The following is a 22242-nucleotide window of genomic DNA, read 5'->3' as shown; positions in this document are numbered from 1 at the left end:
CAAGCGGATCAGGTCATGGTCGGTGCGGCTTACGGAGCATCGGCGTGACGAGCGGTGCAGAACCCACCTGGATCTCGCCTATCACCTCGAAACCATGGCGCCGGTAGAAAGGGATGTTCTGCGGCTTCGATGCCTCGAGATATGCCAGCGACCGTTCCTGATCGCAACGCGCGAGAGCATGACGCATCAACGCCGCCCCGATGCCTTTTCCCTGTGCGTTCGGCTCGACGCCAATCTGCGGCAAGTACCAATGAGCTTCTCGAGGATGCGACTCTTCCATCTTCTCGAAGGTGGCCAGCAGATCGTCCATGTGTTCAGGCTTTGCTGTGTCGTGGAACACTTTGGCGAGAGCCTGGCCGTCCGGCTCCACGCCGGGGGGCAGCCAAAGCGCGGCGCCGCAGAAGTCCACGGACACATAAGCCGTGCCATGCTGGAAGCTGCTGCCGGCGAACTCGCCAGTGGCCACGGGCATGGCCAGGAGATAGTCGTGCGGCGAAGGCCACGCAAATCGCGCAGGAGGGTCTGTGAGGAAGGCAGCCACGATCGCTGCGACGGCGCGCGGGATCTCATCGGACGTGGCACTGCGGATATCGATCGATTGCTGGATCATTTCGTCTTCCTCATGTGAAAACGGAAGGCCTCACTCTCGCCGAATGGCACACATGCCGATCGGTTGACGCCGGCATGCACCCCTGGCTACATTCCCCCAGAAGCTCCTGGAGAAGCCACTTGCCCAGAGATATGTACTTCATATTCGCTCTCGTTGCGATCGCCGTGCTCGCAGGCAATCTGATGGCAACGGTCACGATATGGCGCAGCGATTTTTACTCGCCGCTGCAACGCAGGCTCCAACTGACCTTGGTGTGGCTGATTCCCGTGATCGGAGCCGCATGCTGCATCAGCTTCGCATCCCTCCACAAGCGCCCGATTCCCAGGCCTGACGAGCGTTTCCCGGGACCCGACTCCTTCCAACTGCCCGGCGGTGAGGCCAACGGTTCCTGAATTCGGCGAGCAAGCTGCTGACGCGTATGAACGGCGCCTGGCGCTGGCTCAGCGATTTGTGCACTAGCCCTCGGCACGGTGGCGATCCGCTGTCTGGCAATACTCGAAAAATTCATCCAACTCCGTCGACTTGTCGAAAACGGCATCCGCTCCCGATGCGCGACAGTTTTCGCGCATCACTGGTGTCGCGTAATTGGACAGCACCACAAGGTGCTGCCTGGCGTTGCGCCGAGACTGAACCCAGCGCAGGACACCGAGACCGGATCCTTCTTTCAGGAAGAGGTCGATCACCACGATGTCCCAGGAATGCCCGTGCCGCGCCAGCCAACCCGTCGCATCGGTTTCCGATTCCGCAAAGCCGACAACCCTGGCCAGCCCCAGGTCAGCCAGCGCAGGAATCAGATTGTCCCGAATTTGCCGGCTGTCCTCGACCAGAAAAATACAAAGTTCCATGGTTTGCTCTCCAAGCTGGCAAAGCTAAGGGCAGCTTGGCAGCCGGTCGTGCGTGCGACCAGATGGTTCATGTAGGAACGCCTCCACAGGCCTGCGACCACGAGGACGCTTTCCATGATGGCTGGCGGCTTTCCGGACCGAAGTGCCACAATTCCACCGTATTCGCAATCCCGGGAATGCAGGAGACCCGCTGCGGCTGTTGCAGGAAACACGCACTCTGGCAGGCCATTGCGGACCTGATGGGGGCTGATAACAACATGTAACCTTAAGTTTGCACGAAAATCTCGCAGCGAAAAAAACCAACATCGAGATCGCCATGACCCTGGACGAACTGTTCGCCGACGCCCACCTGCTTCCCACGGTGCCGAAGGTGGTGTTCGATCTGATCGAACTCCTGCGCAGTGAAGACACCTCCATACCGAAGGTGGCGCGCAAGCTCGAGCTCGACCAGGTGCTGAGCGCACGGGTGCTGCGGATGGTCAACTCCCCCTACTTCGGGCTGCGCCGCAAGATCGTCTCGATCCAGGACGCGATCCAGCTGCTGGGCTTCTCGGCGATTCGCTCGCTGGTCGTGAGTTCGGGTCTCAAGGGCACCTTCCAGAAGGTCGATGGTGTGAACCTGCCCGCCTTCTGGGCGCACAGCCTGCGCGTGGCGGCCGTCGCCCGCTACCTCGCTGGCAAGGCACAACGCGTCGACCAGAACCTGGCTTTCACCGTGGGCAGCATGCATGCGATCGGGCACCTCATCATGGCGGGCGCCATGAAGAAAGAGATGGCCGAGCTCAACGCCGTGCACCCGTTCGATGTGATGGGCCGGCTCGAAGTGGAAAAGCAGAAACTCGGCTTCCACTATGGCGACGTGAGCAGCCGGCTCGCCGCGGGCTGGGATTTCGCGCCCGAGTTCGTCAGCGCGCTCTGGTGCTTTGCCGACCCGCTGCAGGCCGCGCAGGCCGACCCGCTCGCCAACGTACTGCACCTCGCGGTCTGGCGCGTGGCGCTCGAGCGCGCCGGGCTCCACATCGCTGACGCGGCGCACGCCTGGCCGGCCCGCTCGGCCGACGCCATCGGCCTGTCGGAAGAGACGGTGCAAGCGATGCCGGCGCCGCGCGAACTCGCCTCCGACCTCGAATCGATGATCGCCTGACCGAGGCCCACCCCAGGTCTTCAGCTACCCAGCTACGCGATGCGCAAGCGAAGGCAGTGCGCGAAGAACGCGTCGAGTTCGGTCGACTTGTCGAACACCGCATCGGCGCCGAGCGCAAGGCAGCGGCGGCGCATCTCCGCAGTGGGGTAGTTCGTCAGCACCACCACGTATCGGCCGGCGGCGCGCCCCTGGCACGCACGCAGCACGGTCAGGCCGGAACCTTCCGCGAGGAAGAGGTCGACGATGGCAAGCTGCCACGCTGCATGTCGCTCGAGCGCAGTGATCGCCTCCTGCGCCGTCACGGCAGAGGCGAGCACCTGCACACCCGCAAGTTCTTCGAGCGCCGGAATCAGGTTGTTCCGGATGGTCTCACTGTCCTCGACGAGGATGGTGGCGAGTGGCTGCATACGCTTTCTTTGAATGAATGCGTCCTTGCCAGAGAGGAGACGCGAACCTGAGTCGACTCCTTTTTACGACGTGGGTTGTTCCGGGTTGTAGGCCGGCTCCTCCATGCACCGAAGGTGCAGAGGACCAGCGCCAGCCGCACGGGCGGCGAGGGTCAGCCTTCCGGGGACTTCTTCTGGAGTTCGGCGGCCAGCGTGTCGGCAACTTTCTCGAGCGCTTCGACCGATTTGGACAGCCGCTTTTCGATGCGCTCGGTCTGGACGATCGCACGGTCAACCTCGTCGGTACGTTCCACCTCCGGGATCTCCTTGTCGAGCACGGCATGAACAATGGCGAGTTCGTCCGCGGCCGTCTCGACGGCTTGCTTCACGTCCTTGCTCTTGTCCAGTGCGCGCTTGACGGGATGGGCGCGGGTCTCTTCTTGCGGATTCGGGTGTGGCATTCGGTATTCCTTCGGGTCCCCGTTGATCGTAAGCCGCACCGTCGGCTTCGGCATGCTTTTTACACCCCTGTCCACAGGGATGCGGCACCGGACAGACTCACTTGTATCCTTTCGTACACGTCTGTGCGCCTTCGGCCTACAACGGGCGGCCCGCCACCCACAACAATGCAACATCATGCAAGTGGAAGCCTTCGATCACGACCCGCAGGCGCTCGCCGCACAGGCGGCCGAATGGCGCCGCCGTGCGCTCAGGGGCGAGCGTCAGGCGCGCGGCATCGCCCACGCGCTCGAGGTGAAGGTGCGGCAGCTGCAGCGCGGCCACGCGCAGCCCGCCGACCTCGAACTCGACACGCGCCCGCTCGCGCCGTGGGAACCCGACCGGCGCTGGTGGCGCCCCTGGCGGCGCAGCTGACGCCACCGCGCGGAGCAGTTCGCTTCGTGGGACACCGTTTGCAGCACAAATGTGCTACATTGGCTTTTCAGCCGACATCCCCGACCATGCCCACCACCACCATCCGCATCGAAGACGCCTTCAAGGCGCGCATCGCCGCAGCCGCAGCGCGCGCCGGCAAGTCGTCGCATGCGTTCATCCTCGATGCACTCACCGACACAGTGGAGCGGAGTGAACTCGACGATGAACTCCATCGCGTGGCGGACGAACGCTGGGCCGCGCTGCAGAACACTGGCGAGACGGTGCCCTGGGACGACGCGAAGGCCTACCTGCAAGCGCGTGCCAGAGGCGAAAAACCGCGCAAGCCGCAGCCGCGGGTTCCGGCGCCCTGAGGCATGCCCCGCATTGAATTGGCGCCTGGGGTCTTCGACGACCTCGAGCGATTTATCGATCACGCGCTGCGCCACGAGGCGGTGGACGTTCCGCAATGGGTCGACAAACTTCTCGAAACGATTCAGGTTTTGGCCCACAGCCCGCTGATTGGCAGGCCGGTCAAGGACGGCAAGCGAGAACTCGTCATCGGCAAGGGCGCGCGCGGCTATGTCGCGTTGTACCGGTACCTCGCCGACATCGACGTGGTGTTCATCCTGGCCGTGAGGGCACAGCGCGAGTCCGGGTTCAAGCACTGACGGCCGTCAAACCGGCACGGCGTGCCCTTCTTTCAGCAACCGCCGAAGCACCTTGCCCGTGCCGCTCGCAGGCAGCGAGTCGCGAACCTCGACCTGGCGCGGCACCTTGTAGTGCGACATGTTCTCGCGCGCCCAGGCCAGCATCGCCTCGGCATCGAACGCGGCCGAGGCGGGCACCACGAAGGCCTTGATCACCTCGCCCTTGTCGGGGTCGGGCACGCCGATCACCGCGACCTGGCGCACCTCGGGATGCAGGATCAGGATCGATTCGACCTCCTCGGGGAACACGCTGAAGCCCGAGACCTTGATCATCTCCTTCACGCGGCCGATGAAGGTCAGGTAGCCCTGCGCGTCCATGCGGCCGATGTCGCCCGTGTGGACCCAGCCGTCGCGCAGCACCTCGGCAGTGGCCTCGGGCCGGTTCCAGTAGCCGTGGAACACGCCCTGGCTGCGCACCGCGATCTCGCCGCTCTCGCCCACCGGCAGCGTGCGGCCGTCGAGGTCGATGATCTTGAGCTCGACGCCGCGCCCCGGCACGCCGTTGGTGCCCCAGCGGATGCCGTCGCGCGGCATCAGCACGTCGTTGGTGTGCGTCTCCGAAAGGCCGTAGCCGGCCTCGTACACCAGGCAGCCGTTCGCGAAGGCGCTCCAGCGCTCGGCCAGTTCCTCGGTGAGCTTGATGCCGAAGCTCGTGGCCATGGTGGTGTGCAGCGACGACAGGTCGAAGCGCCGCGCTTCGGGCTCGTTCATGGCCGCGACCAGCATCGGCGCCATGGCGTACCACCAGCTCACGCGGTTCTGCGCGATCGACTGCAGCACCGCGAGCGCATCCATGCGGTTGAGCAGCACGACCGTGGCGCCGGTGCAGGCCAGCATGGTCACGCCGCAGATCATGCCGGCGATGTGATAGAGCGGCGCCACCGCGAGCATCACGTCGTCCTGGCGGATGCGGAACATCTCCTGCCCCACTGCCGTCTTGTAGAGCGCGTTGCGGTAGCTCAGCATCGCGCCCTTGGGCATGCCGGTGGTGCCCGAGGTGTAGGTCATGAGCGAGACGTCGTCCATCGACAGCGCCACCGCGGGCGCCACCACCGGATCGGCGCGCTGCACCACCACCGCATGGAAGTCGATCGTGCCCTCGGGCAGTGGCCTGCGCGCGGCCACTTCGTCGGGCACACGCACGTTCGGCGCATCGGGCAGCAGGTCGGCATAGCGCACGCTGAACACGTGTGGCACTTTCACCCGGTCGCCCAGCGACTGCGCGATCGGCGCCAGGTGGTCGGCCACCACCAGCGCCTTCGCGCCGAGGTCGCCGACCTGGTAGGCGAACTCGTGCGCCTTGAACATCGGGCTGCACGGGCTCACGATGGCGCCGATCTTCTGGATGCCGAAGTGCGCGACCAGGTACTGCGGGCAGTTCTGCATGAACAGCGCGACGCGGTCGCCTTTGCCCACGCCGCGCTCGTGCAGCGCCTGGGCGAAGGCGTCGCTCCAGCGGTCGAGCTCGGCATAGCTGATCGCACGGCCGTACCAGACCAGCGCCGCCTTGCCGGGCTGCGTGCGCGCATGGCCGCGCAAATATTCGTGCAGCGGCTTCTCGCCCTGCAGGTAGTCGGGGGTGTCGTCGTTCATGAGCAATGGGTGAAGTGGGTCTACAGGCCGAGCACGTGCTTGGCCATGATGTTTTTCTGGACTTCGGTGCTGCCGCCGTAGATGGTCATCGCACGGCAGAAGAGGTAGGTGGCCACCGGCCCGAGCGCATGCGCGGGACCGATCGTCGCGTGTTCGGAGCCCTGGCCGAACAGCGGCCCCGGCTGATAGCGCAGCGCATCGGGTCCACTCGCCTCGACCAGCAGCTCGGTGATGCGCTGCGCGATCTCGGTACCGCGGATCTTGATGAACGACGACCTGCCCGGTCCCGCGGGCACGCCGGCCTGCATGTCCGACAAGGTGCGCAGCAGGCCGACCTCGAGCGCCTTGAACTGCGCCTCGACCGCCGCCACCTCGCCCATGAAGACCGGGTCTTCGGCCAGCCGGCGGCCGTCGCTGCTGCGCACCTGCGACGCCACGCGGCGCAGCTTCTGCAGCTCCTGCGTGATGAAGCGCAGGTTGGCGTTCTCCACGCGCTCGTGCTCGAGCAGGAACTTCGCATAGGTCCAGCCGCGCCCCTCCTCGCCGATGCGGTTGCGCTTGGGCACCTTCACGTTGTTGAAGAACACCGCGTTGAGGTAGTGCCGCCCGTCCATCATGCGGATCGGCTGCACCTCGACGCCCGGCGTCTTCATGTCGATCAGCAGAAACGAGATGCCCTGCTGCCGCTTCGCCTCTCGCCCGGTGCGCACGAGGCAGAACATCCAGTCGGCGAAGTGGGCGAACGAGGTCCAGATCTTCTGGCCGTTGACGATGTAGTGGTCGCTGCCGTCGTCCTCGGCCGCCGTCTGCAGCGCCGCCAGGTCGGAGCCCGCGCCGGGCTCCGAATAGCCCTGGCACCACCACACCGACGAATCGCGGATGGCGGGCAGGTGCTGCGCCTTCTGCTCCTCTGTGCCGAAGGTGTAGATCACCGGCCCGACCATTGCCGGGCCGAACACCTGCAGCTCGGGCCCGTGCAGCTCGCCCGCGATGCGGTTGAAGATGATGGTCTGCATCGGCGTCCAGGCCTGCCCGCCGTGCTCGCGCGGCCAGGCACCGGTGAACCAGCCCTGGCGTCCGAGGATCTGCTGCCAGCGCATGTAGTCCTCGCGGCCCAGGTGGCGGTCGAGCCGCACTTTTTCGCGGATGTCCGAAGGCAGCTCACGCGCGACGAATTCGCGCACCTGCGCCTCGAAGGCCTTTTCTTCCGGCGAAAGATCGAGATTCATGCCGCCGCGTCCTCGGCCATTAGCGCATGGCGCCGCAGGTGCCAGCTGCCGTCGCCGAAGCTCACGCCGATCATCGACAGGCGCTTGAAGTAGTGGCCCACCGCGAGCTCCTCGGTCACGCCCATCGCGCCGTGCAGCTGCACCGCCTCCTGGCCCACACGGCGCGCGGTGCGGTCGATCTCGATCTTGGTGGCCGACAGCGCCTTGCGCCGCACCGCCGGGTCGGCCTCGCGCAGCATCAGCGCGCCGTACAGCGCCATCGAGCGCGCCTCGTCGAGCGCGATGTACATGTCGACCATGCGGTGCTGCAGCGCCTGGTTGGTGCCGATCGGCCGGCCGAACTGCTGGCGCGTCTTGAGGTAGTCGAGCGTCATGTCGACCAGCATGGCCATCGCACCGACGGCTTCCGAGGCCACGGCGGCGATCGCCTGGTCGACGACCAACTCAAGCGCGGGCAGCGCGCCGCCTTCGTCGCCCAGCAGCTGCACCGCGCTGGCCCGCACGCCCGCGAGGCGCAGGTCGGCTGCGCGGCTGCCGTCGTGCGTGGCATAGGTGCGCACCGAGACGCCCGGCGCCTTCGCATCGACGAGGAAAGCCGAGAGCCCGGCGTCGTCGGCCACCTCGCCCGCGGTGCGCGCCACCACCACGAAGTGATCGGCCACGCCACCGCCATGCACCAGCACCTTCTCACCGTCGAGCGACCAGCCTTCGGCATCGCGGCGCGCGGCGGTGGCGCAGTGCGCGATCTCGTAGCGCGAGGCGGGCTCGGCATAGGCCAGTGCCAGCTTGTGGCCGCCGGCCATCATCGGCTGCAGCCAGCGCTCCTTTTGCGCCGTGCTGGCCAGCGCCGCGAGCATGCCGCCCGCGAGCACCACATTGGCCAGGTACGGCTCGAGCAGCAGGCCGCGGCCAACGCCCTCCATCACGATGCCGGTGTCGACCGCATCGCCGCCGATGCCGCCGTCTTCCTCGCTGAAGGGCACGGCGAGCCAGCCGAAGTCGGCATAGCTGCGCCAGTGGCGCTCGTCGTGCCCAGGCTCGCTCGCCACAAGCCTGCGGCGGTGGGCGAAGTCGTATTCGTCGCGCACGAAGCGCTCGACGCTCTCGCGCAGCTGGTTCTGTTCGGGGGTGTACTGAAGGTCCATGGGATGTCTGGCGTGTTGGCTTTGAGATTTGGGCCGGGGCCGCTCACAGCGCGAGGTAGCGCTGCTGCACCTCCGGGTGGCTGTCGAAGGCGGCCCAGTCGCCCTCGAAGACGATGCGGCCGGTGTCGATGACGTAGACGTGCTGCGTGCAACGGCGCGCGAACCAGATGTTCTGCTCGCACAGCAGCAGCGCGACGTTGCCCTCGGTGCAGGTGCGCACCACGTCGCGCGCCATCTCCTCGACGATGATCGGCGCGAGCCCTTCGGTCGGCTCGTCGAGCAACAGCAGGCTCGGGTTGGCGGCCATCGCGCGTGCCACCGCCAGCAGCTGCTGCTGGCCGCCGCTGAGCTGCCCGCCGTAGCGCTGCTGCAGTGGCGCCAGCATCGGGAAGCGCGCGACGATCTCGGCCACCGTGACCGCCGGTCGCTCGGGCGAGGCGCCGTAGCGCGCCATCGCGATGTTCTCGGCCACCGTCAGGTGCGTGAAAATGCGCCGGTCCTCCGGCACCAGCGACAGGCCCATGCGCGTGCGCTGGTGCGTGGGCATGCCTTGCAGGTCGCGGCCGCCGAAGCGCAGCGTGCCGCGCACGCGCGGGCCGGCGTTCATCACGCTCTTGAGCAGCGTCGACTTGCCCGCGCCGTTGCGCCCGAGCAGCGCCACGCGCTGGCCGGGCCCTACCGAGATCTGGGCGCCGAGCAGGATGTGGCTGTCGCCGTAGAAGGCATCGAGTTCGCGGACTTCAAGCACCGACCATCTCCTTGCCGAGGTAGACCTCGCGCACTTTGGGATCGCGTCGCACCTCGTCGACGCTGCCGGTGGCGACCACCTCGCCGTAGTTCATCACCATGATGCGGCTCGCCAGGCCGAACACCACGTCCATGTCGTGTTCGGTCATCACCACCGTGATGCCGCGTTCCGCGCGCGTGCGCGCCACCAGCTGTGCGATGTCGGCCCGGTCGCTCGGCGACATGCCGGCCGTGGGCTCGTCGAGCATCAGGATGCTCGGCCGGCCCGCGAGCGCGATCACGAACTCGAGCCGCTTCTTGTCGCCGTGCGACAGAAAGCGCGCCGCCTCGCCCGCCATCGGGTCGAGCCGCACGTCCGCGAGCAGCGCCATGGCTTCGTCGCGCACCTCGGCCGACGGCGCGCAGCGCCAGCGCGCACCCAGCGGCTCGCGCCGGTTGCGGCGCCGCGCCTCCACCGCCGCGATCACGTTGTCGAGCACGGTGAAGTCGTGGAACACGCGCGCCACCTGGAAGGTGCGCCCGAAGCCCTCGCGCACCCGCTCGTGCGCGGGCAGCCGCGTCACGTCGCGTCCCTCGAAGTGGATCGTCCCGCCGTTGGACGGCACCTCGCCCGTCATCACCTTGAACATCGTCGTCTTGCCGGCGCCGTTCGGCCCGATGATCGCGAACACCTCGCCGCGCGCCACCGACAGGCTCACGCCGTGCAGCACCTCGATCGGGCCGTAGTTCTTGCGCACGCCGTCCACGCGCAGCAGCTCCGCGGTGCTCATCGAATGCCTCCGGTTTCGAGCGTGGCGCCCGGCGGCACATGTGCCCGGTCCTTCGCGGGCGGCGGGCTGCGCCGCCCCCAGATCCGCTCTTCGAGGTTGCGCCAGAGCCCGACCGCACCGTTCGGCGCCAACAGGATGATCGCCAGCAGCCCCGTGCCGACGATCAGCTCCGACAGCCCGACCAAGGTGCGCGTGGCGTAGGTGATGGCCGCGAACAGCCCCGCCCCCACCACCGGCCCCCAGAACGAGCTGACACCGCCCAACAGCGTGTTGAGCATCGGCTGCGCCGAGGCGAGCCAGTGCACCTCTTCGACCGTGACGATGCGCGACCACGGCGCATAGAGCGCGCCCGCCACCGCCGCCACGGCGCCCGAGATGACGAAGGCCGCGAGCCGGTAGCGCGCCACGTTCGTGCCCATGAAGGCCGCGCGCTCCGCGTCCTGGCGCACCGTCTGCAGCGTGCGGCCGAAGCGGCTGTGCAGCAGCCACCAGAGGAAGGCGGTAATCAGCACCGTGGCCACCAGCAGGAACCAGTAGTAGGCGTTCGAGCTCGACAGGTCGATGCGCCACAGGCCGAAGTCGAGGGCCGGGCGCGGGATGTCGGTGATGCCGTCCTCGCGGCCGAGGAAGGTAGAGAAGCCGATCACCAGCCGCAACGCCTCGGCCAGCGCCACGGTCAGCACCGCGAGGAACACGCCGCTCATGCGTCGCAGCGCCAGCACACCGATGACCCAGGCGGCCACCGCACCGAGCAGCGCCGCGCCCAGCAGCACGCCGAGGAACGGCACGCCCGCAATGTGGCGCAGCGCCAGCGCGGCCAGGTAGGCGCCGAGCGCGAAGAAGCCCGCATGGCCGAACGACACCAGCCCCGTGTAGCCGAAGAGGATGTTCCACGACAGCGCGAACACCACCTGCACCAGCACCGTGCCCACCACGTAGAGCGGGCCGGCATTCACCCACAGCGGCAGCGTGGCAAGCACGCCGACCACCGCGACACCCAGCACCTGCCACACGGCACGCGGAATGCGCGGGCGGTGCAGCCCGCCCGAGCCGTGCGCGCCCGCGTGGCTTTCTTCCTGCGCGCCGGCGGCCGGGAACAGGCCGCTCGGCTTCCACAGCAGGAAGCCCGCGAGCACCACGTAGATCGCGAGGCCCGGCACCGAAGGCAGCAGCACCGTGTTGAGGCTCTGCACCAGCCCCAGCACCAGCGAGCCGATGAACGCGCCGCGGATGTTGCCCAGCCCGCCGATGATCACCGCGAAGAACGCGAACATCAGGTACGAGTCGCCGAGCCCCGTCGACAGGCTCTGGTTCGGCAGCAGCAGCCCGCCCGCGAGGCCGGCGAGGAAGAAGCTCGCCATCACGCTCAGCGCGATGCCGAACGACACGTTGAGCCCGAGCACGCCCGACATCCACGGGTCGGCCGCGAGCGCCTGCATCAGCTTGCCGAACCACATGCGGTGGATCGCCACCTCGAGCACGATGTAGACCACCACGCCCGCCGCGATCACGAACAGCTGGTAGGCCGAGAAGAACATGCCGAAGGGGTTGAGCGGCTGGTCCAGGCCGGGCGGTGGATTGACCGAGAAGAAGTCCACGCCCCAGATCAGCTTGGTCACGCCGGTGCACACCATCATGAGCGCGAAGGTGGCGATCAGCACGTAGTGCGGATCGACGTTGCGCAGCCGCCGCAGCACCAGCCGGTCGGTGACGAGGCCGAGCAGTGCCACCACCACGCCGCCCGCGAGCGCGGCCAGCAGGAACATCCACAGCGACTGCACGTCGCGTCCCATCACCGAGTACGCGGTGTAGGCACCGATCATGAAGAAGCCGCCCTGCGCCATGTTGAGCAGGCGCATCAGCCCGAAGATCAACGTGAGCCCGGCCGCGACCACGAAGATCGCCATGCCGAACGCGGCGGCATTGAACACCGCGAACATGAGTTCGTTGACCACGCTCAGCCCTCGTACTTCTTGCCGGGCGACGGCGGCTCGACGATCTCATTCTCGTCCAGGCGGAACACCTGCTCCAGGCCGTAGCCCGGCGCGGCATCGCGCGCGCCGATCTTGGCGAAGTAGAACGAGCCGATGCCCTGGTGGTCTTCCTTGCGCACGCGGTAGGGGCCGGCCGCCGTGTCGAACTGCAGGCCCTCGAGCGCCGCAATCACCGCGTCGGTCTCGGTCGACCCGGCCTTCTTCACCGCATGGAAGATGCCGAGCGCCGAGCGGTGCGAGGCCTGCACGATGCCCGGCACCCAGGGCGTGCCCGCCACCTTCAGGATGTACTCGCTCAATTGCTTGCTGACCGGGAACTCGCTCTTGAACGGCTCCAGTTCGGGCGCCCAGAAGGTCACGCCCCAGAGGTTCTTCGGCGTCGACTTCTGCATCGCCTTGGCGATCATCAGCTCGGTGCCGGCCTCGCCGATGACCTTGAACTTGCGGTCGAGCCCCACCGCGCGGCCCTGCTGCAGCAGGCTCACGCAGGGTGCGGCCGTGAGCCCGATGAACAAGCCCTCGGCGCCCGAGTTCATCAGGTTGTTGATTTCGATCTTGTAGTCGGACTTGTTGAGGCTCGCGAACACCGGTTCGGCCACCTTCACCTGGCGCCCGGCCTTGGCCGCGGCCGCCATCGCACCGGCCTTGAAGTAGCGCGCCACGTCGCGGCCGTTCTCGCTGTCGGGTGCGATCACGGCCCAGGTCTTCACGTCGGCGAAGCGCGTGGTCATCAGGTTGCCGATGCCGCCGTAGAGCATCAGCGCATTCGACGACAGCCGGAAGAAGTTGCGGCTGAAGTTCTCGTGCGTGACCGACATCACCGTCGGGGCCGGCGCCACCACCATGCTCTTGAGTTCGGCCAGGATCGGCGCGATCGCCAGCGCCATCGGCGACTGACCCGCACCGATCGACAGGTTGACACCCTCGCCCGCAAGCTCGCGTGCGGCGTTGACCGCGCCCGCGCTCGTGAACTTGTCGTCGCGCACCACGATCTCGATCTGGCGGCCGAGCAGCCCGCCGCTCTCGTTCCATTGCATCTGGGCCGCCTTGATGCCGTGCAGCCAGGCGGTGCCGGCCTCGGCGCCGATGCCGCTCATCGGCAGCATCGCGCCGACGCGGATGGGCGCGCCCTGCGCGCGCAGCGGCCGTGCGCCGGCGGCGCACAGCACGGCGGCCGCGCTCGCGGCCTGGAGAAGGGTTCTGCGTGGAATGGTCATGGTGATGCTCGGGTCCTTACAGCGCAATGGCTTTGCCCGGCGTCGGCGGCTCCGCCACGTCGGCTTCGTTGTAGGCCATGGCATCGACGATGCCGTAGCCCGGATCGGCGTCGCGCGCGCCCACCTTGGCGATGTAGGCCGTGCCCAGGCCCTGGTGGTCTTCCTTGCGCACGTGGTAGCTGCCCACCGCGGTGTCGAAGGTCAGGCCTTCGAGCGCGGCAATGACCGCATCGGTCTCGGTGTTGCCCGCTTTCTGCACCGCGTTGAACAGCGCGAGCGCGCAGCGGTGGCTCGACTGCACGATGCTCGGCGGGTTCCTGTCGCCGGTGAGCTTCACGTAGCCGTCGTAGAGCGGCGTGCTCAGCGGGTTGCGCTTGCCGGCCTCGGTGCCCGGCACCCAGTAGCTGATGCTCCAGAGGTTGGCCGGCGTCGACTTCTGCATCGCCTTGGCGATCATCAGTTCGGTGCCTGCATCGCCGATCACCTTGAACTTCTTGTCCATGCCCACCGAGCGCCCCTGCTGCAGCAGGCTGATGCAGGGCGCGGCCGTGAGGCCGACGAACAGGCCTTGCGACGGCGCATTCATGAGGCTGTTGATCTCGACCTTGTAGTCGGCCTTGTTGAGGCTCGCGAACACCGGCTCGAGCACTTTCACCTGGCGCCCTGCCTTGGCGGCCGCGCGCTGCACGCCGAGCGTGAAGAAGCGCGCCATGTCCCGGCCGTTCTCGCTGTCGGGCACGATGCACGACCAGGTCTTCACTTCCGCGAAGCGCTCGGTCAGCATGTTGCCGATGCCGGCGAACGCGATATAGGCGTTCCACGAGAGGCGGAAGAAGTTGCGCTGGAAGCTCTCGTGCGTGAGCGACATCACCGTGGGGCACGGCGCGACCATCATCGCCTTGAGCTCGGGCAGGATCGGCGCGGTGGCCAGCGCCATCGGCGACTGCGAGCCGCCGACCAGCAGGTTGACGCCGCTGCCGGCCAGCTCGCGCGCCGCGGCCACGGCGCCGGCGCTGGTGAACTTGTCGTCGCGCACCACCAGCTCCACCGGCCGCTTGAGCACGCCGCCCTTCGCGTTCCACTGCTCGGTGGCCACCTTGGCCCCGGCGAGCCAGGCCGCGCCGGCCTCGGCGCCGATGCCGCTCATCGGCAGCATCACGCCGATGCGCACCGGCCCGGCCTGCGCACGCGCCAGCCGCGAAACAGGCCCGCCGAGCACAGCCGCTGCGGCGGCCGTGGCCTGGATGAATCGACGCCTTTGCATAGTCATCTTCGTCTCCTGAGTCACGCGCCGGGCCGATCGGTTGGGATTGGCTCAAAGCGGTATTTGTTATAACAGATGACAGATTACGACTGAGCGAAGGAAGATGCACTGGCGTAAACCCGGATGAGGCGCAGGAGGTACCGAACAGCGCTGCGGTTGCCAGAACCCGAAACCATTTGTATCCTCCCGGCCGAGGAACAAGGGTCCGGCTCGCGCTTCGCGGTCTCGAAGAGGTCGACGCAGGCGCGACGCGCCCTTCGTCCGCACACGTCAATGCCGCAATCCACGCACCAGAAAATCGTCCTGGCCGATCGCTACTTCCGAGCTGGACAGATCCGGCCTTGCGAGGATCTGCTGCGTCAGGTCATCAGGCGGAGCAACGCGGTCTCGAAGGCCTACGAGCTGCTGGCCTACATCTGCGGCAACCGCGGCCAACTGGAGGAATGCGAAGAACTCCTGCTCGAGGCATCGCGCTTGCCGGGGTGTTCGCCAGAGGCGCTCTTCTATCTCGGAAAGGTGCAGTTGCAGCGCGGCCAGGTGCGTGGTGCCTTGAAGTCGTTCCGGCGTGCCATTGCGTGGGGAGACTTCTTCGAGGCATGGCACGAAACGGGCGTCGCCTACGATGCGCTCGGCGACCATGAGCGGGCGCTGGCTGCCTTCGGACGCGCGCAGGACATCGACGGCGACTCCCCCGTGCTCCACGCCAACATCGCGCGCACGCTGGTCGAGCTGGCCCGCTTCGACGAGGCGCTTCGCCACTGCGACCGCGCACTCGCGTCCGATCCCGAACTGGTGCGCGCGTGGGCGGAGCGCGGGCTCGCACTGGCCGAACTCGGGCACGGGCCGCAGGCCCTGCAAAGCGTCGACCGGGCGCTGGCGCTGGCGCCGCGGGACGGCGGTGCGCTCATGGCCCGCGCCACCGTGCTCGCATGCCTAGGCCGGCATGCCGAGGCGCTCGCCGCGCATGCCGATATCGCGAAGCTTCCGCCCGATACCGGCTACGAGCGCGGCCACTGGCTCTACAACGCGACGTTGATGTGCCGCTGGGTGGCATGGGGCCCGATGGTGGCCGACACACTCGAGCGCGTGCGTGCCGGCGAGAAGGCCGCCGTTCCGTTCTCGCTGCTTGCGACACCCGCGTGCCCAGCCACGCTGCTGGCGTGCGCGCGCACCTACGCGCAAGACCAGTGCCCCACGCGCGAAGGTGCCGCCCAAACCGCGCCACGTGCGTCCAGCCGGAAAAAGCTGCGCGTCGGCTATTTCTCGTCCGACTTCCGCAACCACGCCACCTCGCAGCTGATGGTGCGACTGTTCGAATGCCACGACCGCGAGCGCTTCGAGTGGTTCGGCTTCAGCGTCGGGCCGACAGCGCCGGACCCGATGACGCAGCGGGTCGCGGCCGCATTCGACCGCTTCGTCGAATGCGCCGACCGAAGCGATGCGCAGATCGCGCAACTGGCGCAGACCGAGGGGATCGACATCGCGGTCGACCTCAACGGCTTCACCGAGGGCGCGCGGCCCTGCATCTTTGCGCACCGCGCAGCGCCGGTACAGGTCAACTATCTCGGTTTTCCAGCGTCGATGGGCTGCGACTTCATCGACTACATCGTTGCCGACGCGACGTTGATCTGTCCCGACGAATATGGTCACTACGCGGAGAAGGTGGTGACGCTGCCCGGCTGCTACCAAGCCAACGACCACACCAAGGCGATTGCCGACGCGGCACCGAACCGCGAGGAGATGGGCCTGCCGCCGCAGGGCCTTGTCTTCGCCTGCTTCAACAACATCTACAAGATCACGCCCGACGTCTTCGAAGTCTGGATGCGGCTGCTTCGACGCGTGCCCGGCAGCGTGCTGTGGCTGCTGAGAGGCAGCGATGCCGCAGCAGCCGGCATCGAGGCCGAGGCCGTTGCGCGCGGCGTCGAAGCCAGCCGCATCGTCTGGGCCGAGCGCCTTCCGCTCGCCGAGCATCTTGCGCGCCACGCCCACGCCGACCTGTTTCTGGACACCTTCCACTACAACGCGCACACCACCTGCAGCGATGCGCTGTGGGCCGGCCTTCCGGTGCTGACGCTTGCTGGCCGCACCTTCGCATCCCGGGTGGCGGCGAGCCTGCTGAATACCATGGGCCTTCCTGAACTCGTGACGCGCAGCGTGAGCGCCTACGAGGCGGCAGCGCTGTCCCTCGCAAGCTCACCGGAGACGCTCGCCGGGCTGCGCCGGCGTCTCTCTTGCGGCCGCACCGAGACGCCGCTGTTCGATACGCCGCTGTTCGCAAGGCGAATCGAAGCCGCCTTCGCGGCGATGGGCGAACGCCATCGGCTCGGCTTGCCACCGGACCACATCCAGCTTGCAGCCGGATCACATGCTGATCCGGCCAGCGAAAAGCCCTCTTCTCACGGCCCTGTGCGCGCCTGCGCTACTCGGCCCTGATCTGCCCCTTGGCAACGACCGCACCGAACTTGGCCTGTTCTTGCTGCAGAAAGCGCGCGAACTCTGCTGGGCCCGACCCGATCACCGCCACGCCGCCCTCCGCGAAGTTCTTGCGCACGCCGGGCTCCTGCAGCACGGCGCGCAATGCATCGTCCAGGCGGTCGACGATGCCGGCGGGCGTTCCCTTCGGCACGAAGATTCCCTGCCACACGGTGACGTTCGCGCCGCGCAGGGCGGAGTCGCTGTCGCCCAGCATCCGCGCTTCGGGCATCGCGGCCGAGGGCTTGTCGTCCATCAGGCCGTAGATTCGCACCTGCCCTGCGCGTGCCTGCTGCATCACCATCGACAGCGGGAGCACGGCCAGGTCGAGCTGGTTGCCGCTGAGGTCCGTGACGATCTGCGGGCCGTTCCGGTAGGGCACGTGCACCATGTCCACGGCGGCCATCTGCTTGAGCATCTCGCCACCGAGATGCAACGAGGTGCCGACGCCAGAGGTGGCGTAGCTGTATTTGCCGGGATGGTCCTTCATGTCCTTGAACAGCTCGCCGGTCGTTCTGGCGGGCAATCCCGGCCGGCCGACCAGGGCCAGCGGCTGGGCGCCGAGCAGCGTGACGGGCTGAAGGTCGCGCAGGCCGTCGTAACGTACCGTGGCGGGTGTCACCATCTTTGCGATGACCACGGCACTTTCCACCGACATCAACAGGGTGTAGCCATCCGGCTTGGCGCGCACGACCTTCTCGGTGCCGATGATGCCGCCGGCACCGGTCAGGTTCTCGATGACGACCGGCTGGCCCAGACGCCTGGACAGTTCGGGCACGATCCAGCGGGCGAGTACATCCACGTTGCCGCCCGCGGAATAGGGTACGACGATGGTCACGGGCTGCGCAGGCCATGCCGGACCCGCCGCCGTTGCACCGGTTGCTGCCAGTGCCGACAGCGTACCCAGCAGACAGGCGCCGAGCCAACCGCGGCGGGAGAGGAAGGTGAGAGTTTTCATGAAGGCTCCTGCGTGATGGGTCATTGAATGGCGGGCGCACCGTCGCCGGGCGCATCGGCGAGCGCGGCGATCTCGCGCTCGAAGCGCTGACGCAGCGTGCGCTTGGCGTCCGCATCCAGCCAGCAGGCATCCACGCCTGCCAGGCTGAAGGCGCAGGCCTCGTTCCACGACCAGCCGCAGCCCTCGAGCACCGTGCCGAGGGTGTGGGCCTGGTCGGTGTGGAACATCGCGGGATCGTCGGTGTTGAGGGTCAGCCGGAGGCCGGCCTCCTGCATGGCGCGGATGCTTTGCAAGCGGCGTGCCTGGTTGCGCTTGACGCTCGTGATGCCGCACACGCAGAAGTAAACGCCGTTGTCCCTGGCCCGCTGGACGCCGTCGTCGTCGGCCAGCAGGTTGTAGCCGTGGTCCAGGCGGTCGCAGCCGAGCAGATGCAGGCAGTCGCGCACGTGGGACGGCGGGGCTTCCGCCTGCGTCTGGTTGTCTTCGCACACGTGGGCGGTGCGCCGAAGGCCGGCCCGGCCCGCACGCTGGAAGAGCGGCGCGAACCTGGCGGGCGGGCCTTCCCGCTCGGGTCCGTCTAGGCCGATGCCCACGACCAGCTCGTGCGGCTGGGCAACGACGTCCGAGATGGCTTGCTCGGCACTGTCCATCGGCAGGCCGCGGTCCAGCGACGCGATCAGCAAGGCCGAGCAGCCGAAATCCTGCTCGGCCGCCCGCACCCCCGCCGCGAGGCCGTCGAGCTGCACCCGGTAGGGCACCTGCGTGGGCATGTAGTACTGCGGATTGAAGGACATCTCCACATGCCGCGTGCCCGCGGCAGCGGCGTCCTCGATCGCCTCGTAGGCCATGCGCTCGAAGTCGGCGGCGCTGCGCACGGCGCGCGCGCCCAGCCGCAGCACGTCGATGAAGTCGTAGAAGTCGCGGTAGACGTACAGGCGGTCCACCGGACGCGGAAGGGGCAGCCCGTGGCGTTGCGCCAGCGCGGCCAGGGTGGCGGGCCGCAGGGTCCCGGCGATGTGCAGGTGCAGGTCCACCTTGGGCAGCCGCCCCAGCAACTGCGGCGGGAGGACACTGGACGCGAATGGGTCTGGAGAGGGTTCTTGCATGCAGCGGACCTTATCGGCCGCCATGCACCCGGCCCATGGCTGCTGCGTGGCTTGGGTTATGACAGCCTTGTCATGACCCGGGCCGCTGGGCCAGCACGCGCGCGGCCGACGTCAGCTCGTCGCGCAGCCAGCGCAAGGCGTGGTCCGTGTGGGTGCGCTCGTGCCAGACGAGCCGGTAGCGCATCGGCTTGATGCTGGCGGGAAACGGCACGATGACGAGGCCGCGTTCGCGCGCGAAGTCCTCGGCGAGCAGGCGGCCCGTGGTGAAGACGAGGTCGGTGCGCGCCAGGATGCTCGGTGCGAGGCTCAGGAACTGCGTGTGCACCACGGTGCGCAGCGTCACGCCCAGTTCGGCCATCTGGGCATCGATGATGGTGCCCCGCCCCGGTACGTGCTCGAGCGAGGTCAGGTGGCTGGCGTGCTGGAAGCTCTCGAGCGTCAGGGCACCGGCCTCGGCCATCGGATGGCCCGGGCGCAGCACGCAGACCAGCGGCTCGTCGAGCAGGCTGGTCGCGCGCAGATGTTCCGGCAGTTCCGGCCAGACCGTGATCACCAGGTCCACGTCGCCGTCCGCGAGTTGCCGGTAGTGCTCGAAGCGTGAGCCCAGGCCGCGGATGACCAGGTCGCAATCGGGCGCTTCCCTGCCGATGCGTTCGGCCAGGTGGGCGAAGAAGGCTTTGGGCATGAAGTCGTAGGTCGCGATCCGGAAGCTGCGGCGGAGAGTGCGCAGGGGCCGCGCCACCGCATGGGCGACCAGCAGCGACATGTCCGCCAGGATCCGTTGGGTGGGCGCGACCAGTTCCTGCGCCCGTTCGGTCAGCACCATGCGATTGCCGACCCTGATCAGGAGCGGGTCGCCGATCAGCCGGCGCAGAACGGCAAGGTGGCGGCTCATCGCGGACTGGTCGATGCCGAGCCGGGCCGCCGCCTGGGATACGCCGGACTCGCTGAGCAGCGCATGCAGGGAGCGCAGCAGCGGCTCGTCCAGGCGCCGTGCGCTCTCGCCTTCTGGCTCGGGAAGAAGTGACATCGCGCCAGTGTGCCGCAGACCTGCGCCCGCACTCAGCGCGCGATGCAGCGCAGCATCACCGCGCGCAGCCAGCGGTTGGCCGCATCGTTGTCGGTGCTCGCGTGCCAGTACATGTAGGCGTCCATCGACGACAGCGGCACCGGGAAGGCCATCACCTGGTTGCCGAACTGGCGGTTCGCCACGTGCGCATAGCTCTCGGGCATGGTCAGCAGCAGGTCGGTTTCCGACACCGTGCGGCAGGCCGCGAAGTAGAACTGACAGCGCAGCGCCACCTGGCGCTGCACGCCCATGCGACGCAGCTCGATGTCCTCGAAACCCGGGCCCTGGCGGCGCGAGGTGACGAGGATGTGGCGCTCGGCCAGGTAGCTGTCGAGCGTGATCGCGCCGTCGGCGATGGCCGGATGCCCCTGGCGCGCCACCACCGCCATGCCGTCGACGGTGATGCGCTTGACCTTCACCGCGTCGGACAGCGGCAGCAGCACATCGACCGCCACGTCGAGCGTGCCGGCCGCGAGCTCGCTTTCCAGGCTGCGGCGGTTGGCGCGCACGCTCGACACGTCCACGCCCGGCGCCTCGATGGCCAGCGCCTTCATGAGCGGCGGCATCACGGTCGACTCCATGAAGTCGCGCAGCCCGACCACGAAGCGCTTCTTCGCCGTGGCGGGCTCGAAGCTCTGCGTGTCGTTGAGCAGCGATCCGATCGACTGCAGCGAGCCGCGCAGCGGGTCGATCAGCCGCTTGGTCAGCGGCGTCGGCACCATGCGGTGGCCCTGGCGCTCGAACAACGGGTCGTTGAACAGGTCGCGCAGGCGCGCCAGCGCATGGCTGATGGCCGGCTGCGTCAGGTGCAGCTTCTCGGCCGCCTTGGTGATGCCGCCTTCGGTGTAGATGGTGTCGAGCACCACGAGCAGGTTGAGGTCGACGCGGGAGATATGCATTTGCCGTATCCAGGTCCATTCGAAGCATTCATTGGCCGCCGCGGCACCCCTGCCCTTAGGCTGTCGCCTGGACGAACGCGCACCATCATGCCGCGAGTCGCCGCGCGCGCGCATTCACCGAGGAGACAGGCACCCCATGACGACGACCAGCGAGCCGTTCGCAGGCACCACCGAAGTGCGTGCCCAGCACCGCTTCGACGAGACCGCGCTGCGGCACTGGTTCGCCGCGCGCGTCGACCCCGGCGCCAATGTGCAGTTGCGCATCTCGCAGTTCAAGGGCGGCCAGTCGAACCCGACCTTCCTGCTCGAAACGCCGAGCCGGCGCTACGTGCTGCGGCGCAAGCCCCCGGGCGTGCTGCTGCCCTCGGCGCATGCGGTGGAGCGCGAGTTCCGCGTGATGCGCGCGCTGGCCGACACGCCGGTGCCCGTGCCGCGCGTGCATGCGCTGTGCGAGGACCCGGCCGTCATCGGCACCGCCTTCTACGTGATGGACCACGTCGACGGCCGCATCCTCTGGGACCCGAAGCTGCCCGAGCTCGCGCCCGCCGAGCGCGCGGCGATCTGCGACGAGATGAACCGGGTGCAGGCCGCGCTGCACGACGTCGACGTGGCTGCAATCGGCCTGGCCGACTACGGACGTCCCGGCAACTACATCGAGCGCCAGGTCGCGCGCTGGACCAAGCAGTACCGCGCGAGCGAGACCGAGCGCATCGACGCGATGGAGGCGCTGATCGAATGGCTGCCGCGCCACCTGCCGCCCGAGCATCCCGCGCGCATCGTGCATGGCGACTTCCGGCTCGACAACCTGGTGTTCGCGCACGATGCGCCGCGCGTCGTCGCGGTGCTCGACTGGGAACTCTCGACGCTCGGCGACCCCATGGCCGACTTCGCCTACCACTGCATGGCCTGGCAGCTGCCGCCGCCGTTCCGCGGCCTCGGCGACCTCGACGCGCAGCAGCTCGCCGCGCGCGGCCTGCCGAGCGAAGACGCCTACGTGGCGCGCTATTGCGAGCGCCGCGGCCTCGCGCCCGTGGCGCCGCAGACCTGGCGCTTCTACACCGCCTTCAACCTGTTCCGCGCCGCCGCCATCGCGCAGGGCATCATGGGCCGCGCGCTCGCGGGCAACGCGTCGAACGCCCATGCGCTCGACGCCGGACGGCAGGCGCGGCAGCTGGCCGAGCTCGGCTGGCAGCGCGTGGCGCCGGGCTGAGCAC

23 protein-coding genes and 1 pseudogene are annotated in these 22242 nt (G+C 68.0%); 7 read left to right on the top strand and 17 right to left on the bottom strand.

Features of this window, described 5'->3' with window-relative positions; translation table 11 throughout:
- Positions 1-13: 13 nt before the first annotated feature.
- Complete coding sequence (locus AC3A6G_RS15610) at positions 14-610, bottom strand: GNAT family N-acetyltransferase (protein WP_487862923.1); 597 nt, start codon at positions 608-610, stop codon at positions 14-16.
- Between the two features lie 131 nt (positions 611-741).
- Here AC3A6G_RS15610 and AC3A6G_RS15605 point away from each other — a divergent pair, with 131 nt between their 5' ends.
- Positions 742-1002, top strand: a complete 261-nt coding sequence (locus AC3A6G_RS15605) for a hypothetical protein (RefSeq protein WP_487873993.1) — start codon at positions 742-744, stop codon at positions 1000-1002.
- 63 nt (positions 1003-1065) lie between these two features.
- Here the strand turns inward: AC3A6G_RS15605 and AC3A6G_RS15600 are convergent, their stop codons facing one another.
- Complete coding sequence (locus AC3A6G_RS15600) at positions 1066-1455, bottom strand: response regulator (RefSeq protein ID WP_487873992.1); 390 nt, start codon at positions 1453-1455, stop codon at positions 1066-1068.
- A 316-nt stretch (positions 1456-1771) separates the two neighbouring features.
- Between AC3A6G_RS15600 and AC3A6G_RS15595 the strand changes: the two genes are divergently transcribed.
- Positions 1772-2599 carry an HDOD domain-containing protein gene (locus AC3A6G_RS15595; protein WP_487873991.1) on the top strand — a complete coding sequence of 276 codons (828 nt, stop codon included), beginning with the start codon at positions 1772-1774 and terminating at the stop codon, positions 2597-2599.
- Positions 2600-2631: 32 nt separating this feature from the next.
- Here the strand turns inward: AC3A6G_RS15595 and AC3A6G_RS15590 are convergent, their stop codons facing one another.
- The gene (locus tag AC3A6G_RS15590) at positions 2632-3006 is read right to left on the bottom strand and encodes a response regulator (protein ID WP_487873990.1); all 375 of its coding nucleotides are present in this window, start codon (positions 3004-3006) and stop codon (positions 2632-2634) included.
- 152 nt (positions 3007-3158) lie between these two features.
- A complete protein-coding gene (locus AC3A6G_RS15585) occupies positions 3159-3500 on the bottom strand; it encodes a hypothetical protein (RefSeq protein ID WP_487865808.1) in 342 nt (113 codons plus the stop codon).
- A 121-nt stretch (positions 3501-3621) separates the two neighbouring features.
- On the opposite strand from AC3A6G_RS15585, the gene AC3A6G_RS15580 reads away from it, so the two are divergent.
- The 3 genes from AC3A6G_RS15580 to AC3A6G_RS15570 all read left to right on the top strand — a co-directional run bounded on the left by AC3A6G_RS15580 (position 3622) and on the right by AC3A6G_RS15570 (position 4526).
- On the top strand, positions 3622-3858 hold the full coding sequence (locus AC3A6G_RS15580; protein ID WP_487873989.1) for a hypothetical protein: 237 nt from the start codon (positions 3622-3624) through the stop codon (positions 3856-3858).
- 86 nt (positions 3859-3944) lie between these two features.
- Complete coding sequence (locus tag AC3A6G_RS15575; protein ID WP_487873988.1) at positions 3945-4229, top strand: CopG family transcriptional regulator; 285 nt, start codon at positions 3945-3947, stop codon at positions 4227-4229.
- Positions 4230-4232: 3 nt separating this feature from the next.
- Positions 4233-4526: a type II toxin-antitoxin system RelE/ParE family toxin gene (locus AC3A6G_RS15570; protein ID WP_487873987.1), complete on the top strand. Its 294-nt coding sequence runs from the start codon at positions 4233-4235 to the stop codon at positions 4524-4526.
- Between the two features lie 6 nt (positions 4527-4532).
- On the opposite strand, the gene AC3A6G_RS15565 is transcribed toward AC3A6G_RS15570, so the two are convergent.
- The 9 genes and pseudogenes from AC3A6G_RS15565 to AC3A6G_RS15525 all read right to left on the bottom strand — a co-directional run bounded on the left by AC3A6G_RS15565 (position 4533) and on the right by AC3A6G_RS15525 (position 14530).
- Positions 4533-6158 (bottom strand): AMP-binding protein, encoded by a 1626-nt coding sequence (locus AC3A6G_RS15565; protein ID WP_487873986.1) that lies wholly within the window; start codon positions 6156-6158, stop codon positions 4533-4535.
- A gap of 20 nt (positions 6159-6178) precedes the next feature.
- On the bottom strand, positions 6179-7387 hold the full coding sequence (locus tag AC3A6G_RS15560; protein ID WP_487873985.1) for an acyl-CoA dehydrogenase family protein: 1209 nt from the start codon (positions 7385-7387) through the stop codon (positions 6179-6181).
- A complete protein-coding gene (locus AC3A6G_RS15555) occupies positions 7384-8532 on the bottom strand; it encodes an acyl-CoA dehydrogenase family protein (protein ID WP_487873984.1) in 1149 nt (382 codons plus the stop codon). Before AC3A6G_RS15555 ends, AC3A6G_RS15560 begins: the two co-directional genes overlap by 4 nt.
- Before the next feature lie 43 nt (positions 8533-8575).
- On the bottom strand, positions 8576-9280 hold the full coding sequence (locus AC3A6G_RS15550) for an ABC transporter ATP-binding protein (protein WP_487873983.1): 705 nt from the start codon (positions 9278-9280) through the stop codon (positions 8576-8578).
- Entirely contained in the window at positions 9273-9374 is a 102-nt protein-coding gene (locus AC3A6G_RS15545; protein WP_487874009.1) for an ABC transporter ATP-binding protein C-terminal domain-containing protein, read from the bottom strand. Before AC3A6G_RS15545 ends, AC3A6G_RS15550 begins: the two co-directional genes overlap by 8 nt.
- 144 nt (positions 9375-9518) lie before the next feature.
- Positions 9519-10049, bottom strand: a pseudogene (locus AC3A6G_RS15540) (ABC transporter ATP-binding protein); the annotation flags it as partial.
- Positions 10046-12004: an ABC transporter permease gene (locus AC3A6G_RS15535; protein ID WP_487873982.1), complete on the bottom strand. Its 1959-nt coding sequence runs from the start codon at positions 12002-12004 to the stop codon at positions 10046-10048. The gene AC3A6G_RS15535 and the pseudogene AC3A6G_RS15540, both read right to left, overlap by 4 nt.
- Before the next feature lie 2 nt (positions 12005-12006).
- The gene (locus AC3A6G_RS15530) at positions 12007-13260 is read right to left on the bottom strand and encodes an ABC transporter substrate-binding protein (protein ID WP_487873981.1); all 1254 of its coding nucleotides are present in this window, start codon (positions 13258-13260) and stop codon (positions 12007-12009) included.
- A 16-nt stretch (positions 13261-13276) separates the two neighbouring features.
- Entirely contained in the window at positions 13277-14530 is a 1254-nt protein-coding gene (locus AC3A6G_RS15525) for an ABC transporter substrate-binding protein (RefSeq protein WP_487873980.1), read from the bottom strand.
- A 267-nt stretch (positions 14531-14797) separates the two neighbouring features.
- Between AC3A6G_RS15525 and AC3A6G_RS15520 the strand changes: the two genes are divergently transcribed.
- Entirely contained in the window at positions 14798-16957 is a 2160-nt protein-coding gene (locus AC3A6G_RS15520; protein ID WP_487873979.1) for a tetratricopeptide repeat protein, read from the top strand.
- Here the strand turns inward: AC3A6G_RS15520 and AC3A6G_RS15515 are convergent.
- The 4 genes from AC3A6G_RS15515 to AC3A6G_RS15500 form a co-directional block, all read right to left on the bottom strand.
- A complete protein-coding gene (locus AC3A6G_RS15515; RefSeq protein ID WP_487873978.1) occupies positions 16944-17954 on the bottom strand; it encodes a Bug family tripartite tricarboxylate transporter substrate binding protein in 1011 nt (336 codons plus the stop codon). The two genes, AC3A6G_RS15520 and AC3A6G_RS15515, sit on opposite strands and share 14 nt — an antisense overlap.
- A gap of 20 nt (positions 17955-17974) precedes the next feature.
- A complete protein-coding gene (locus AC3A6G_RS15510; protein ID WP_487873977.1) occupies positions 17975-19060 on the bottom strand; it encodes an adenosine deaminase family protein in 1086 nt (361 codons plus the stop codon).
- A 70-nt stretch (positions 19061-19130) separates the two neighbouring features.
- Complete coding sequence (locus AC3A6G_RS15505) at positions 19131-20090, bottom strand: LysR family transcriptional regulator (protein WP_487873976.1); 960 nt, start codon at positions 20088-20090, stop codon at positions 19131-19133.
- A gap of 32 nt (positions 20091-20122) precedes the next feature.
- Entirely contained in the window at positions 20123-21028 is a 906-nt protein-coding gene (locus AC3A6G_RS15500) for a LysR family transcriptional regulator (RefSeq protein ID WP_487862943.1), read from the bottom strand.
- Positions 21029-21164: 136 nt separating this feature from the next.
- On the opposite strand from AC3A6G_RS15500, the gene AC3A6G_RS15495 reads away from it, so the two are divergent.
- The gene (locus AC3A6G_RS15495) at positions 21165-22238 is read left to right on the top strand and encodes a phosphotransferase (protein ID WP_487873975.1); all 1074 of its coding nucleotides are present in this window, start codon (positions 21165-21167) and stop codon (positions 22236-22238) included.
- The last annotated feature ends 4 nt before the right edge of the window (positions 22239-22242 follow it).

The sequence above is a fragment of the Variovorax sp. Soil_C_26 genome, from assembly GCF_057657075.1.
This window is presented reverse-complemented; position numbering and strand designations above follow the sequence as displayed.